Raw genomic sequence first — 13,593 nt, forward strand, 5'->3', positions numbered from 1 at the left:
TTATTCAATTTTCAATATTCATTAAATAAATCTTTTGGATAAATTTACTCTTTTAGTGTAGTACAAATACCGTTGATTGTCAATATTTAGATATATAATAGAAAATTATATAATATCTATTTCAGATGTATTATTTCTATTTGTAATTCTATAGTTAATATCTCCAATAGCTGATAAGTGAGCGTTATGGGAAATCATTATAATTTGTTTATTGTATTCTTCACTAATTTCATTGATAAAATTTGCTACATTGTGTATATAGTCTTCACTAACATGCTTACAAGGTTCATCAAGTACAATAATATTGGCAAGATTATTTTCATATAGCATGATAAAAGATATTCTTAGAGCCAAAGAAACTATGTCTACTACTCCCCCACCTCTAGCATCTACAATATCGTAGGTAAAAGTTTTGATCTCACCATCAATATCTAAGCTTTCTTCTATAAAAAACTTAGCAGAAGGATTGCTATTTTTAATTTTTATTTCGATTTTAAAATTCATTTCTTTTTCAAAGATATAACTTAAACATCTACTTACAAGGTTTTCTATTTGAATTTTAGCCTGTTCTCTTGAATATTCTGAAGTCTTGTCATAGAGCATTTTGATGATTTCAAGTTTTTCTATTTGCTTTTCAAGATCATCAACGCTTCTTTTAGTAGCTAATATTTCTTTTTCTATTGATTTTTTTACAGCCAATTCACTTTGATACTTAATTTCCATAGAAGTGATTTTGGATTGAATTTGAGCTAAATCAATTTTTTGCATCAGGAAGAAGCTCCTCAGCTTTTTGTAAATCTTGTTCGATTTGATTTTGAAGTTTAGTAATTTCTGATTCCAAATTTTCAGGATCTATATTTAATTCTTTCAACTGATTAAGGATATCTTCTTTTTGCTTCTCTAAAGTCTCTAATGCAATTTCGGCTCTATTTTTTTCTTCTTTAGCTTTATCAAGTCTTTCTTTTATGTTATTAAAACGTTCATTAGTATTCATTATTTTCTTAACTCCTTTACTATTTGAGTAACATGCTCTTCATCTATTTCACTTAGACAAAATGGACATATTTTTTCTTTGTAGAGATTTTCTTTGTATTCTTGTATCAGCTCACCTATTACAATATTACATTTTGATATTACTTTAGTATTCTGTTGATAAATGTTTTCTTTATCGTCTAATGTATCTTTTATTATTTTAAGATTGGCTAATAATTCGGAAGTTTTATAAAGATTGAATATTATATTTTGTAAAGTTTTAATTGACTTCAATTTATTTAATTTATCATTTTGTTCTAAAATCATATGATTAACTTTTTGATAAGAAATGCTAAGTTTATATAGCTGTATATATTTTTCTTTGTTTTTATAAATTCTATTTGTTAATTCTGAAACTTTAGATGTATTAATATTTTTTAACACCTTAATATTATTACTTATCTCTAGGTTTGTTTTATAATAATTTTCATTTAAATTAGATAACTGATTTAAAATTTGAATATCATTTTGAGTATTTAATAGGATATTATAAGACTTAGGCACTTGTTTAAATTTTTCTAATATAGTTTCATAGTTGTTATAACTACTATTTACGTAAGTTAATCTATCATATAATGGTTTTAAAAACATCAATAAAGTAAGATTTTTATCAAGGATATCAATAATTTCTGATATCAAATCCGTATATCTTAAATTATTCAAATTTACATTATTGGATTCAATTTCTTTTATTACTTGCTGATAATACTCATATATTTGATTAAGTTTTAAGAAGGATGAAATATTATTTTGTGTATGCTGTAAAGTTTTTAAACAAATATCTAGTCCTTGGTAGTTATCTAAGTATTTATAACCATTATTAATCCTGCCATTTAATTCAGTAAGCTTTTTAGATAATGTTTGCAATATATATAGTTTTTCTGAATTTTTAGATAAATTATTGTATAAAGCTTTTAGATTGTCAATTTTTATTTTTTCTTCATTTAAATAGTCATATTTATTTAGAGATTCTTCTTTTTCGTTGATAAAACTTTTTTTAAAGTTTAATTCTCCTTTAGTACTTTTTATTTCTCTCAATACATTTCTGGATGCATTATCCAGTATGTCAATATTTACCAGTTTTCCAATAGCATTTGCTTTTGTAGAATCTGTTTCTGACAGCAAAAATGAATTTTCTAATTGTGAGGCGATTAAAATATTGTATTTTTCATTCAGGAGATTAACTTTTTTAAAAAGAAAATCATCTTGAATTTCTGATGGTATTTCTCTACCGAAATTTTCATATTTCTTTATCTCTTCATTATCAGGATTATTTTTAATGTAGTAATAATTAGTATTACCTTTTCTACCTCTTAAAATAAAATTACCGTTGTTAAATACAATTTTGACCTCAACATTATTGTATCCATTTCTGATTAATAAATCAGTTGTGTAATCATTGAATAAGACCCATGATAGAGCTCTTATCAAGGCGGTTTTTCCACTATCAGAAGCACCTGTAATTAAGTTAACTTTTTCTGAAAGCTCAAAATGACCTTGTTCATATGACTGAAAATTAGTTAAATATATATCGGTAATATACATTATTCTATTCTCCTTATGGCTTCATCAATAATTTCTTCATCTATTTTCATTTCTCTTCCTATGGATTTTAAGTTGTTATTGATGTCTATAATCGGATTGCTTGATAACTTTGAAAGTCTTTCTTTTATATCTAGTAGGCTTTTGTTTTTAATAGAATACGGGTTTAATTTATCATTAGAAAAAATTTCACTACTATTTTTAGCACTTTTTAGAAAAATTTCTTCAATTTTGATATCATCTTTTGTAAGTTCGATTATCAGGACCTTAGGTATTCTTTTTCTTTCTGATTCAGTATTAGTCATTCTAGCAATACTTCCTGGATTTGCAAAAAACTTTTCATTGACCTTTACAGTTTTAAATCCAGTATGATAGTGACCACTTAAAACAATATCACAATCAGTATCCATAATTTGATCGATTAAAGTATACTCAATTTGTTCAATAAATTTCTTATACAATAAAAAACTGTGTATCATTAGTATATGATAGTCCACATTATCTAATCTTTTAGGATAATAATAGGATTTATCAGATGAATCAATATCATGGGTATATGGTTGGCCAGATATTTGAACCCTCAAACCATCCATTTCCATGATAATAGGCTTATCTTCTTCAACTAGTTCTAATACATCTAATGAATTGTATAGTCCCATCATAGCTCTATCTATAGAGTTTGGATTATAACCATATATATCATGATTTCCACTTATTATGTGAATTTTTTTCGGAAAAGTTTGAAACAATTTACCAAATTTAGATGCTGTTTTTATTCCAACATCTGCTTTATCAAATAAATCTCCACCGTGAAGTATCATGTCAACATTTTCATTTATTGATATTTCTCTTATTTCTTCAATTTTTTTATATATAGAATCTTCGTAATCGTCAATTCTAGATCTAGGATTTCTAGATTTTATATGTGTATCTGTAAAAAATAATATCTTCATAATAGAAATAATGGGCAAGTAATACTTGCCCTAGTCTAATTCATCCTCACTTATTTCGTTATTCGATTCGTCTTTTATATCATCGTTATTTTCTGTTTTGATAGCATCTGAATCCTCTTTTGATCTTAATCCATAAAATTCATAAGTTTTATCGATAATTTCTTCTAGTATTTTTGGATTTTCTTCTAAAAATACTTTAGAGTTTTCTCGACCTTGTCCTAATTTTTCATCTTCATAACTGTACCAAGCACCTGCTTTTTTTACAACTTTGCAGTCAGTGGCTAAGTCTAATATTGTACCTATTTTAGAAATACCTTCTCCGTACATAATGTCGAATTCTACTTGTTTAAATGGAGGTGCTACTTTGTTTTTGACGATTTTAACTTTAGTACGATTTCCAACAATATCGTCACCTTTTCTAATAGCTTCTCCTCTTCTAATTTCAATTCTAACTGAAGAATAGAATTTTAAAGCTCTACCACCCGTTGTAACTTCTGGATTACCAAACATTATTCCAACTTTTTCTCTAAGTTGGTTAATGAAAATAACTGTACAATTGCTCTTGGAAATAACACCTGTTAATTTACGTAAAGCTTGAGACATTAGTCTTGCTTGTAGACCAACATGGCTGTCTCCCATATTTCCTTCTATTTCAGCTCTTGGAACTAGTGCTGCAACAGAGTCAATGATAATAATATCTACAGCAGAACTTCTTACAAGAGAATCACATATTCCTAAAGCTTGTTCACCTGTATCTGGTTGTGAAATGATAAGATTGTCTGTATCTACACCTAAGTTTTTAGCATAAATTGCGTCTAATGCGTGTTCAGCATCGATAAAAGCTGCAGTACCACCCATCTTTTGTGCTTCAGCAACTACATGGAGTGCCAAAGTTGTTTTACCAGAAGATTCAGGTCCATAAATCTCAATAACTCTACCTCTTGGTAAGCCACCTATTCCTAAAGCAACATCCAAGTTTATAGCTCCAGTAGGAATAGCTTCGATATCTTTTTGAACATGATCTCCGAGTTTCATTATAGAGCCTTTTCCAAATTGTTTTTCAATGCTTGCAAAAGCTTCTCTTAAAGCTTGATCTTTTTCAGATCCATTAGCAAAATCCATGACTACCTCCTAAAAATTAAACAGAACATAAGTTCTTGTGTTTATTATACCACAAACCAAAAAATAATTATATATTTTTTAAATCTAATACATTAACATTCTTAAAAATATAATCACATAAGCTGATTACAGTTAATACAATCGATATATAATATAGGTACATATCTAAAGCAAACCCTAATTTATCCCCAGTATTAATCAAAATTAAAACAATAGCGATAAATTGTGTCATAGTTTTTGATTTTCCCCAATAACTTGCTGCTAATGTAACTCCATTAGATGCAGCTAATATTCTAAAACCGCTAATAGTAAGTTCTCTTAGCACGACTATAACCACGCTCCATGCAGGAACTTTTCCTAGTTGTACTAGGACAATTAATGCACTGCAACTCAACATTTTGTCTGCTAATGGATCCATAAACTTTCCAAATGTAGTAACTAAATTTTTCCTTCTAGCGAGTTGACCATCAATAAAATCTGTTATTGCAGAGATTATAAATATTAACGCAGGTATATAATTGTCTGTTTTGAATATCAGTAATGATGCTACAAAAAATGGTATTAAAATTACTCTTAATGTTGTAAACTTATTTGCAATATTCATATCAATCACGTCTTTCTAAATAATCTTTAGGTATTAAAATTTTTCTAGGCTTGCTTCCCTCACTAGGACCAACAATACCTTTTTCTTCCATTTGATCTATAATTCTTCCAGCTCTAGCATATCCTATTTTTAATTTTCTTTGTAATAGAGAAATAGATGCAGAATTTTCATTCAAAATAATTTCAACAGCATCTGTAAATAAAATATCTGTATCATCATCTTCAAGATCAATACTTTCTGATTTATCTATATCTTCTATGATTTCTTCTTTATAATTAGTTTCATTTTTATTAATTAAAAATTTAACTACATTATCGACTTCTTCATCAGAAATAAAAGCACCTTGAATTCTACTAGGTTTTGCCATTGATGATGGGAAAAATAACATATCGCCTCTTCCTATAAGCTTTTCTGCACCAGATTGATCTAGAATAGTTCTAGAATCGATTTGGCTACTAACAGCAAAAGAAATTCTAGACGGTACATTTGCTTTTATTGTACCAGTAATTACATCTACTGTTGGTCTTTGAGTTGCAATAATTAGATGGATACCACATGCTCTTGCCATTTGAGCTAGTCTGCAAATAGCGTCTTCAACATCATTTGCTGAGACCATCATCAAATCACTTAACTCATCTATAATAATAACAATATATGGTAGTTTTTCAAGTTCATCGTTTTTATTTTTCTTATTATAAGCTTTGATATCTCGTACGTGATTTTCTGAAAATATTTGGTATCTTCTTTCCATTTCCCTTACAGCCCAGTTCAAAGCAGCACTTGCCTTTTTTGGATCTGTAACAACCGGTATAGCAAGATGTGGAATATTATTGTATATACTCAATTCGACAACTTTTGGATCAATCAATATAAGTTTTACATCATTTGGATTTGACTTATACAAAATACTCATTATTATTGTATTTATGCAAACAGATTTACCACTACCAGTAGCTCCTGCTATAAGTAGATGTGGCATCTTATCAACGGAAGTTACAATACATTTCCCAGAAATATCTTTTCCTAAAGCTATTGGCATCAACGATTTTTCTTTAACAAAATTATCAGACATTAAAATCTCTTTTAACATTACAGAATTTTTAACATCATTTTCTACTTCAATTCCAACTACTGATTTACCGGGAATAGGAGCTTGTATTCTAATTCCACTAGTAGCTAAAGAAAGTGATAGGTCATCTGCTAGATTGACTATTCTTGAGACTTTCACCCCTGCCTTAGGCTCTAATTCATAGCAAGTAACCGTAGGACCTCTATCGATTTGAACAACAGTCGCATCTATTGAAAAGTTTTTTAAAGTTTCTTCAATCATTTTTGCTTTCTGTAAAACAGAATCATCATTATCTTCCGCATATTCAGCATTTTTCAAAAGTTCTAATGGTGGAAAAGTATAATTACTTTGTCCAGAAAATTCACCAAAATCTATAACAGAAAGCTGTTCTCCAGATTCTTTCTCATTAGACTTATAATCGTTGAGTTTTGGTTTTGGAGGTTCAAAATCTATTGATTTCTCCAAATCAGATTTTTCTTTAAGTGAATTTTTAGAAATCCTTTCTTTTGTAGATTTATTTTGCTTAATCTCACGCGATTTTTCGATGATTTTATTTTGTTTGTTTTGTTCAATTTTATTTTTTATATCTACAAATGTCTTTTTAACAATAGCGAAAAATTTTTGAAATAATTCTTTTAAAGTTAAATTCATTATTACAGATATAAAAAACAAAAAACAAAAAACAAGTGCAACATATAAACCTATGTAGCCTATAGCTATGTTTAGTATTGATGCTATAATAGCTCCAATTACTCCAATACCACTGTAGTCATTGGCTAAATTTAAATTCAAATCAATCCTTTGATTAATATTAAGATTTGGATAGTTTGATATATTAATTAAACTCATTACGAAAATTGAAGAAACAGCCAATATATAAGTAATTTTTCTTAGTTTATTTCCATGGTTTATATCAGATATCGTCGATATAGTATACAGTATACCTAATGATATAAAAACGTATGAAAAGATGCCAAAAGTATTAAAGTATATATTTTTTACAATAATTCCCAAAACACCAACTCTACTACTAGCCATAAAGATAAGTGAAATAATTAACACTAATATAATTATTAATTTTGTCGAAGAGTTAGCATTTTTTTTGCTATTAGATTTTGATTGAGTTTTGTTTCGTGATTTAGTATTTCTAGCCATAATTAGTAGCCTGTATGGCCAAATCCGCCATCATTTCTATCTGTTTCATCTAGTACTTCAACTTCCTCAAATTGAATATTTTCGTATTTTTGAAGTATCATTTGACAAATTCTATCCCCAGATGAAATTGTATATTCTTCATTCGACAAATTGACTATAGGAATTTTTAATTCTCCTCTGTAATCACTGTCTATAGTACCAACACAATTTATCAGAGTTATTCCATGTTTAATACTCAAACCACTTCTTGGTCTGATTTGAACCTCATAACCTTCTGGAATTGCAATATATATTCCAGTAGGTACAAGAGTTCTTTCAAGTGGTTTTAAAGTTATATCATTTTCAGTATAAGCTCTCAAATCCATACCACTAGACCCAATTGTTGAATATTTTGGTAGAGGGTTATTAGATTTATTAATTATTTTAACTTTCATAATGTCCCCTTTCAAAAATATAGTTGAGTAATAAAATTACTCAACTATTAATTATTTATCTTCTGTATTTTGATCTTCAGTTTTTTTATCAAAATTCTTTTTTTCTTTTCTTTCTGGTTTTGGTAAAAGAGCTTTTCTGGATAATGTCATCTTACCTTGGTCATCTATATCCATAAGTTTTACCATAATTTCATCGTTTTCTTTTAAAACATCTTCAACTTTATTAGTTCTTTCATGTGCTATATTAGATATGTGAAGAAGGCCTTCTTTTCCAGGTAATATTTCAACAAAAGCACCAAAATTCATAATCTTAGTAACTCTTCCTAAATATTTTTCACCGATTTCTGGTTCTCTAACTATTTCTTTAATCATATCTATAGCTCTTTGTGCACTTTCAGTGTCTTCACCAGCTACTGTAATCTTACCATCATCTTCGGTATCAATTTTCACGCCAGTCTCATCAATTATTTTGTTTATTACTTTTCCACCTGGTCCAATAACTTCTCTTACTTTTTCAGGTGCAATATTAATTATCATAATTCTAGGAGCATACTTTGAAATTTCTTTATTTGGTTCACTTATACATTCGTTCATTAATGATAATATATGAAGTCTACCAACTCTAGCTCTTTCTAAAGCTTCAGTTAATATTTCTTCAGAAATTCCAGTAATTTTTATATCCATTTGCAATGCAGTTATACCATCTTTTGTACCTGCAACTTTAAAATCCATATCTCCTAAGTGATCTTCTAAACCTTGAATATCAGAGAGAATTACAACATTATCATCTTCCTTAATCAATCCCATGGCAATACCTGCAACAGGTTCTTTTATTGGAACACCTGCATTTAATAAACTAAGTGTTGAACCACAGACAGATGCTTGAGAACTAGAACCGTTAGAACTTAATACTTCAGATACTACTCTTATTGTGTATGGGAATTCTTCTTCTGATGGAATTACAGGTAATAGAGCTCTTTCAGCTAAAGCGCCGTGACCAATTTCACGTCTACCTGGACTTCTTAAAGGTCTTGCGTCCCCTACAGAATAAGGTGGGAAGTTGTATTGATGCATATATCTTTTATCTTCTTGTTCAATTAATCCATCTAATACTTGTGCATCAGATGGAGTTCCTAATGTTGTAACAGATAAAACTTGAGTTTGACCCCTTTTAAACAAACCTGAACCATGTGGTCTAGGTAATATATCAACATCACAAGTTATTTCTCTAATTTGATCAAGTTTTCTATTATCAGGTCTGATATGATCTTCTAATATTAAACGTCTTACTTCTGCTTTTTCTAAATCATCGTATATAGTAGAAACTTTTGAAGCTATACTTTCATCATATTTTTCAACAAAATGATCCACTACATCTTTTTTAAGAGTATTAATGTGATCTTCTCTATCTAATTTATCTTCATTAACTGTAATTTTCTTTAAATCTTCAATACAGAATGATTTTACTTCTTCATCTAACTCTACATTTTTTTCTGGTTGAACGAATTCTTGTTTTGGTTTTCCGCATTCTTTTTGAATTGATTCAATAAATTCACAAATTTTCTTGATTTCTTCATGAGCTCTAAGAATAGCTTTTAACACTTGTTGTTCAGTAATATTATTACATCCAGCTTCAACCATCATGATAGCATCTTTAGTACCAGCGACAGTTAATTCAAGATCAGACTTATCTCTTTGTTCTTGCGTAGGATTTATAATAAATTCACCATCAATCATTCCTACAGCTACAGAACCAGTAGGTCCTAAGAAAGGAATATCCGAAATGCTCAATGCAATAGATGATCCTATCATAGCTAAAATATCGGGAGTATTATCTTGATCCACAGAAAGTGCAGTAGCTATAACTTGTACATCATTATGATATCCTTCTGGAAATAACGGTCTTAAAGGTCTATCGATTAATCTAGCAGTTAATGTAGCTTTTTCACTAGGTCTACCTTCACGCTTTATAAATCCTCCTGGGATTTTTCCTACAGAATAAAGTTTTTCTTCAAAATCGCATGTTAATGGGAAGAAATCAACTCCCTCACGTGGCTCTTTTGATCCTACAGCAGTAACTAGAAGTACAGTTTCTCCAGATTGAATTAAACATGCTCCATTAGCTTGTTCAGCAACTTTTCCAATCGTAACTTCTATTTTTTTACCGCATAAATCATATTCATATTTTTTTATCATATATTCTCCTTATAAATAAAAAGAGCGGAAAAACCCGCTCTTTCAATTATCTTCTAATGTTTAATCTTTTAATTAAATCACGGTATCTTTCAATGTCTTTATTGCTAAGATAGTTAAGAAGATTTCTTCTTTTACCGATCATTTTGAAAAGACCTCTTCTTGAATGGTGATCATTCTTATGAGACTTTAAATGTTCAGTTAAGTAGTTTATTCTGTAAGTCAATAAAGCTACTTGAACTTCTGGAGAACCAGTGTCTCCTTCTTTTGTTTGGTATTCTTTGATTATTTCTTCTTTGATTTCTTTGTTGTACATAATTTCCTCCATAAATTTAATATTCACCATTACAGCGATATCGTTGAGGTTTCGAATATCAATGTAACAGTAGTACTTATTTATATTATCATATAATCTTGTAATTGTAAATCTAAATCTTGGTTTTTTGCAAAATTATAATCGCTTTTTAATTTATTGATAAGTTCAATCTCAGAATTAAATTTTACATTATCTCTTATTTTGTTTATGAATACTAATGTCAAAATTTTTCCATACAAATCACCTTTAAAGTCTAAAATATGAGTTTCAATCTTTACATCATGCTCATCGTAGGTTAGATTTTCTCCTACAGAAGTTATACCTTTGTATAGTTTGTTATCATAAATAACATTAGTATAATAAACGCCAGCTGCTGGTATAATATATTGTTTACATTCCAAATTAGCAGTAGGATAACCTAAATTTCTTCCTCTATGTTTACCATCTACGACAACTCCCTTAATACTAAATGGTCTGTAGAGCATTGAATTAGCATTCTCAACGTCTCCACTCATTAAAAATTTACGAATTGTTGTCGATCTAATAGGGACATTTTTAATAAATTGGTCATCTATAGTGTAGAGTTTATAATTAAAAACTTTTTGAAAATCTTCTAAAGTAGATACATTACCAGATGCATTAATTCCGAATTTGAAATCTTTGCCCACAACTAAATTTTTGAAATTAGTATGCTCTTTCACATAAGTTAAAAACTCTACAGGCTTTAAGGATAAAAAAGCTTTATCAAATGACTTGATTAAGCAGTAATCTACATTCATTCTTTTTAATATATTTATTTTATCATCCGTTGTTAATATATTTTTAAAATTAGCATATTCTAAAACTTCTGAAGTATGTGACTTGAATATAATAACCCCTGATTTACCTAAGCTAACACATTTATTTATAAGTTTTTGATGTGCTAAATGTAATCCGTCAAAATTTCCTAAAGTAATAGCATCAATATTAATTTTTACGTTATCTTTGTCTAAATCAATTATTTGCATATGTCAAATACCTTATTCATTTTTAAAATATTATCTTCAATACTGCCAATTCCAATAAATTTATTCTTACAAACTACTTTGATATTATCAATGTTTTTGTGGTTGATGTTCACTTTAACACCATTCGTAATTTTTTTATACAAATTATCATCAAGTTGTATAGATTTCATTTCTGTTAAACTTTCGTAGACTGAAAATGATACATCGTCAATATTACATTTTCTAAGCGATTCTATTTTTATTGAATCTTTTATATCAAAACCACCAGAATTTACTCTGATAAGTGATTTCATGTATGCTAATCTATCTAATTTTTTGGCAATATCTTCAATCAAAACTCTAATATACGTTCCCTTAGAACATCTAACTTTGATTATACATGAATTTTCTAGAAGATGTAATAGTTCAATATTATAAATTGTAATTTTTCTGGATTTCCTCTTAATTTCTTTGTTTTCTCTTGCGTATTCATAAAGTTTTTTTCCATTTACTTTAACTGCGGAATACATCGGAGGTACTTGTTCAATGGTTTTACCATTTAAATCATCTAAAATTTGTTTTAATTTTTCTTTATCGTATGTTTTATCAGAAAAACCTGTGACATTACCAGACAGATCAAGAGTATCTGTACTTGTTCCAAAACACATTTCAAATATATATGTTTTTCCGTGTTCCATTAGATATTCTGTTATTTTAGTTCCTTTTCCAACGCCTAGCAACAAAACACCGGTTGCATCAGGGTCTAGTGTCCCAGCGTGTCCAATCTTTTTGGTTTTTAATATTCCCTTGCAGATAGAAACAACATCTTGAGATGTATATCCCTTTTCCTTAAAAACATTAATTACACAATCCATATCTATCAATTTCTTCTTTTATTTTATTTGAAACTGTCTCAAAATTCCCTGTAATTCTTGTAGCAGCAGCATTCTTATGACCACCTCCACCAAGATTTTTGGCAATTAATCCTACATCAATATTTCCCTTGCTTCTGAAACTCACCTTGTACTCATTTTCAGTTTGTTGTTTAATTAATACTGATATTTTGATTTTGTCTGTATCTCTGAAAGTATTAATAACACTATCAATATCTGAAATTTCAACATTGTATTTATTTAATTGATCTGTCATTACAAAACTAAATGCAACATAATCATTATAAATTTCAGTCTTGGATAAAATTTCATTTTCTAGAAGTTGTGCTTCAAATTTTTTTGATTGATAAATTAATTCATTGATTTTCATCATGTCTGCACCATTTTCAACTAATCTAGAAGCTTTAGCTAATGTATCTGCCGTTGTAGCAGAATATAAAAATCTTCCTGTATCAGTTGAAATTCCTGTTAAAAGTGACATGGAAATTTCTTTATCAATTGGTAGATTAATTTCATTTATTAAATCAAATACTAATTCGCAAGTTGAACTATAACCTTTTTTTACTATGTTAACGTCACCGTAAAACTCATTACTTTGATGATGGTCAATATTTATTCTGTATTTTGCTTTGTTAAATAACTCATCAATCTGACCTAATCTCTCATAATTAGCACAATCTAGACAAATTATCATATTAATATTAATATCTGTATTATCTGATAACAAATCCAAATTAGGAAGAAATTTTAAATTTTCAGGAATTTTGTCAAACTCAATAGGATATACCTTTTTCCCTAAATTTAGTAAACTTTTTGATAAAGCAGTTAATGAGCCTAAGTTATCACCATCTGGGTCTAAGTGAGAAATTAGAGCAATTGAATTTGCATCCTTCAATTGCTCTTTAAATTTCAAGATTTCATCATTAATCTTCATTATAATTTTCCTCGTGAATTGATTTTATTAGATTTTCAATATGCATACTTTTTTCACTAGTTTCATCAATTTTGAAAATCAGTTGTGGTACATGTCTTAAATCTACACTTTCACCAATTTGTTTTTTTAAGAATCCTTTTGCTTTATTCAATCCTTCAAGAGTTTGTTTTTTCTTTTCATCATCGCCTATTACCGCTATATATACTGTAGCAAAACTCAAATCATTTGTTACTTTTACGTCTGTAACAGAAACATTTAGTTTGTCAATCCTAGGATCTTTTAGTGAATTAATTATAGAACTTGAAATAACTTTTTTGATTTCTGATGAAATTCTTCTTACTCTTTTAATATTCATAATTC

Annotated in this window: 14 protein-coding genes; all 14 read right to left on the reverse strand. The window is 28.5% G+C overall.

What is annotated here, in order from left to right; genetic code table 11:
* Positions 1 to 105 precede the first annotated feature (105 nt).
* The 14 genes from ACLUJM_RS00565 to rbfA all read right to left on the reverse strand — a co-directional run bounded on the left by ACLUJM_RS00565 (position 106) and on the right by rbfA (position 13,588).
* Complete coding sequence (locus ACLUJM_RS00565) at positions 106 to 768, reverse strand: chromosome partitioning protein ParA (RefSeq protein WP_294684630.1); 663 nt, start codon at positions 766 to 768, stop codon at positions 106 to 108.
* Positions 755 to 994: a hypothetical protein gene (locus ACLUJM_RS00570; RefSeq protein ID WP_094205671.1), complete on the reverse strand. Its 240-nt coding sequence runs from the start codon at positions 992 to 994 to the stop codon at positions 755 to 757. The genes ACLUJM_RS00565 and ACLUJM_RS00570 overlap by 14 nt, the downstream gene beginning before the upstream one ends.
* Positions 994 to 2,577: an AAA family ATPase gene (locus tag ACLUJM_RS00575; protein WP_412411858.1), complete on the reverse strand. Its 1,584-nt coding sequence runs from the start codon at positions 2,575 to 2,577 to the stop codon at positions 994 to 996. Before ACLUJM_RS00575 ends, ACLUJM_RS00570 begins: the two co-directional genes overlap by 1 nt.
* The gene (locus ACLUJM_RS00580; protein WP_294685721.1) at positions 2,577 to 3,527 is read right to left on the reverse strand and encodes a metallophosphoesterase family protein; all 951 of its coding nucleotides are present in this window, start codon (positions 3,525 to 3,527) and stop codon (positions 2,577 to 2,579) included. The genes ACLUJM_RS00575 and ACLUJM_RS00580 overlap by 1 nt, the downstream gene beginning before the upstream one ends.
* A gap of 30 nt (positions 3,528 to 3,557) precedes the next feature.
* Entirely contained in the window at positions 3,558 to 4,649 is a 1,092-nt protein-coding gene (recA, locus tag ACLUJM_RS00585) for a recombinase RecA (protein ID WP_294685723.1), read from the reverse strand.
* A 67-nt stretch (positions 4,650 to 4,716) separates the two neighbouring features.
* On the reverse strand, positions 4,717 to 5,253 hold the full coding sequence (gene pgsA / locus ACLUJM_RS00590; RefSeq protein ID WP_102163427.1) for a CDP-diacylglycerol--glycerol-3-phosphate 3-phosphatidyltransferase: 537 nt from the start codon (positions 5,251 to 5,253) through the stop codon (positions 4,717 to 4,719).
* A 1-nt stretch (position 5,254) separates the two neighbouring features.
* A complete protein-coding gene (locus tag ACLUJM_RS00595; RefSeq protein ID WP_294685725.1) occupies positions 5,255 to 7,477 on the reverse strand; it encodes a DNA translocase FtsK in 2,223 nt (740 codons plus the stop codon).
* Positions 7,478 to 7,479: 2 nt separating this feature from the next.
* The gene (gene dut, locus ACLUJM_RS00600; protein WP_294685726.1) at positions 7,480 to 7,911 is read right to left on the reverse strand and encodes a dUTP diphosphatase; all 432 of its coding nucleotides are present in this window, start codon (positions 7,909 to 7,911) and stop codon (positions 7,480 to 7,482) included.
* Between the two features lie 51 nt (positions 7,912 to 7,962).
* The gene (locus ACLUJM_RS00605; RefSeq protein WP_412411859.1) at positions 7,963 to 10,107 is read right to left on the reverse strand and encodes a polyribonucleotide nucleotidyltransferase; all 2,145 of its coding nucleotides are present in this window, start codon (positions 10,105 to 10,107) and stop codon (positions 7,963 to 7,965) included.
* A 46-nt stretch (positions 10,108 to 10,153) separates the two neighbouring features.
* Positions 10,154 to 10,420: a 30S ribosomal protein S15 gene (rpsO, locus tag ACLUJM_RS00610; protein ID WP_002838220.1), complete on the reverse strand. Its 267-nt coding sequence runs from the start codon at positions 10,418 to 10,420 to the stop codon at positions 10,154 to 10,156.
* 80 nt (positions 10,421 to 10,500) lie between these two features.
* Complete coding sequence (locus ACLUJM_RS00615) at positions 10,501 to 11,427, reverse strand: bifunctional riboflavin kinase/FAD synthetase (RefSeq protein ID WP_294684009.1); 927 nt, start codon at positions 11,425 to 11,427, stop codon at positions 10,501 to 10,503.
* Positions 11,418 to 12,281 carry a tRNA pseudouridine(55) synthase TruB gene (truB, locus tag ACLUJM_RS00620; RefSeq protein WP_412411860.1) on the reverse strand — a complete coding sequence of 288 codons (864 nt, stop codon included), beginning with the start codon at positions 12,279 to 12,281 and terminating at the stop codon, positions 11,418 to 11,420. The genes ACLUJM_RS00615 and truB overlap by 10 nt, the downstream gene beginning before the upstream one ends.
* Positions 12,265 to 13,233 carry a DHH family phosphoesterase gene (locus ACLUJM_RS00625; RefSeq protein ID WP_294684007.1) on the reverse strand — a complete coding sequence of 323 codons (969 nt, stop codon included), beginning with the start codon at positions 13,231 to 13,233 and terminating at the stop codon, positions 12,265 to 12,267. Before ACLUJM_RS00625 ends, truB begins: the two co-directional genes overlap by 17 nt.
* Positions 13,223 to 13,588, reverse strand: a complete 366-nt coding sequence (gene rbfA / locus ACLUJM_RS00630) for a 30S ribosome-binding factor RbfA (RefSeq protein WP_094208602.1) — start codon at positions 13,586 to 13,588, stop codon at positions 13,223 to 13,225. Before rbfA ends, ACLUJM_RS00625 begins: the two co-directional genes overlap by 11 nt.
* Positions 13,589 to 13,593: the final 5 nt, after the last annotated feature.

Origin of the sequence: Finegoldia sp. (assembly GCF_046991905.1) — a bacterium.
Classification (GTDB): domain Bacteria; phylum Bacillota; class Clostridia; order Tissierellales; family Peptoniphilaceae; genus Finegoldia.

Excerpts from the sequence above, each read along its gene's own strand:
- ACLUJM_RS00615 (WP_294684009.1), bottom strand. The coding sequence starts at position 11,427 with ATGCAAATAATTGATTTAGACAAAGATAACGTAAAAATTAATATTGAT.
- ACLUJM_RS00605 (WP_412411859.1), bottom strand. The coding sequence starts at position 10,107 with ATGATAAAAAAATATGAATATGATTTATGCGGTAAAAAAATAGAAGTT.
- ACLUJM_RS00580 (WP_294685721.1), bottom strand. The coding sequence starts at position 3,527 with ATGAAGATATTATTTTTTACAGATACACATATAAAATCTAGAAATCCT.
- truB (WP_412411860.1), bottom strand. The coding sequence starts at position 12,281 with ATGGATTGTGTAATTAATGTTTTTAAGGAAAAGGGATATACATCTCAA.
- recA (WP_294685723.1), bottom strand. The coding sequence starts at position 4,649 with ATGGATTTTGCTAATGGATCTGAAAAAGATCAAGCTTTAAGAGAAGCT.
- ACLUJM_RS00565 (WP_294684630.1), bottom strand. The coding sequence starts at position 768 with ATGCAAAAAATTGATTTAGCTCAAATTCAATCCAAAATCACTTCTATG.
- ACLUJM_RS00570 (WP_094205671.1), bottom strand. The coding sequence starts at position 994 with ATGAATACTAATGAACGTTTTAATAACATAAAAGAAAGACTTGATAAA.
- ACLUJM_RS00625 (WP_294684007.1), bottom strand. The coding sequence starts at position 13,233 with ATGAAGATTAATGATGAAATCTTGAAATTTAAAGAGCAATTGAAGGAT.
- ACLUJM_RS00595 (WP_294685725.1), bottom strand. The coding sequence starts at position 7,477 with ATGGCTAGAAATACTAAATCACGAAACAAAACTCAATCAAAATCTAAT.
- ACLUJM_RS00575 (WP_412411858.1), bottom strand. The coding sequence starts at position 2,577 with ATGTATATTACCGATATATATTTAACTAATTTTCAGTCATATGAACAA.
- dut (WP_294685726.1), bottom strand. The coding sequence starts at position 7,911 with ATGAAAGTTAAAATAATTAATAAATCTAATAACCCTCTACCAAAATAT.
- rbfA (WP_094208602.1), bottom strand. The coding sequence starts at position 13,588 with ATGAATATTAAAAGAGTAAGAAGAATTTCATCAGAAATCAAAAAAGTT.
- rpsO (WP_002838220.1), bottom strand. The coding sequence starts at position 10,420 with ATGTACAACAAAGAAATCAAAGAAGAAATAATCAAAGAATACCAAACA.
- pgsA (WP_102163427.1), bottom strand. The coding sequence starts at position 5,253 with ATGAATATTGCAAATAAGTTTACAACATTAAGAGTAATTTTAATACCA.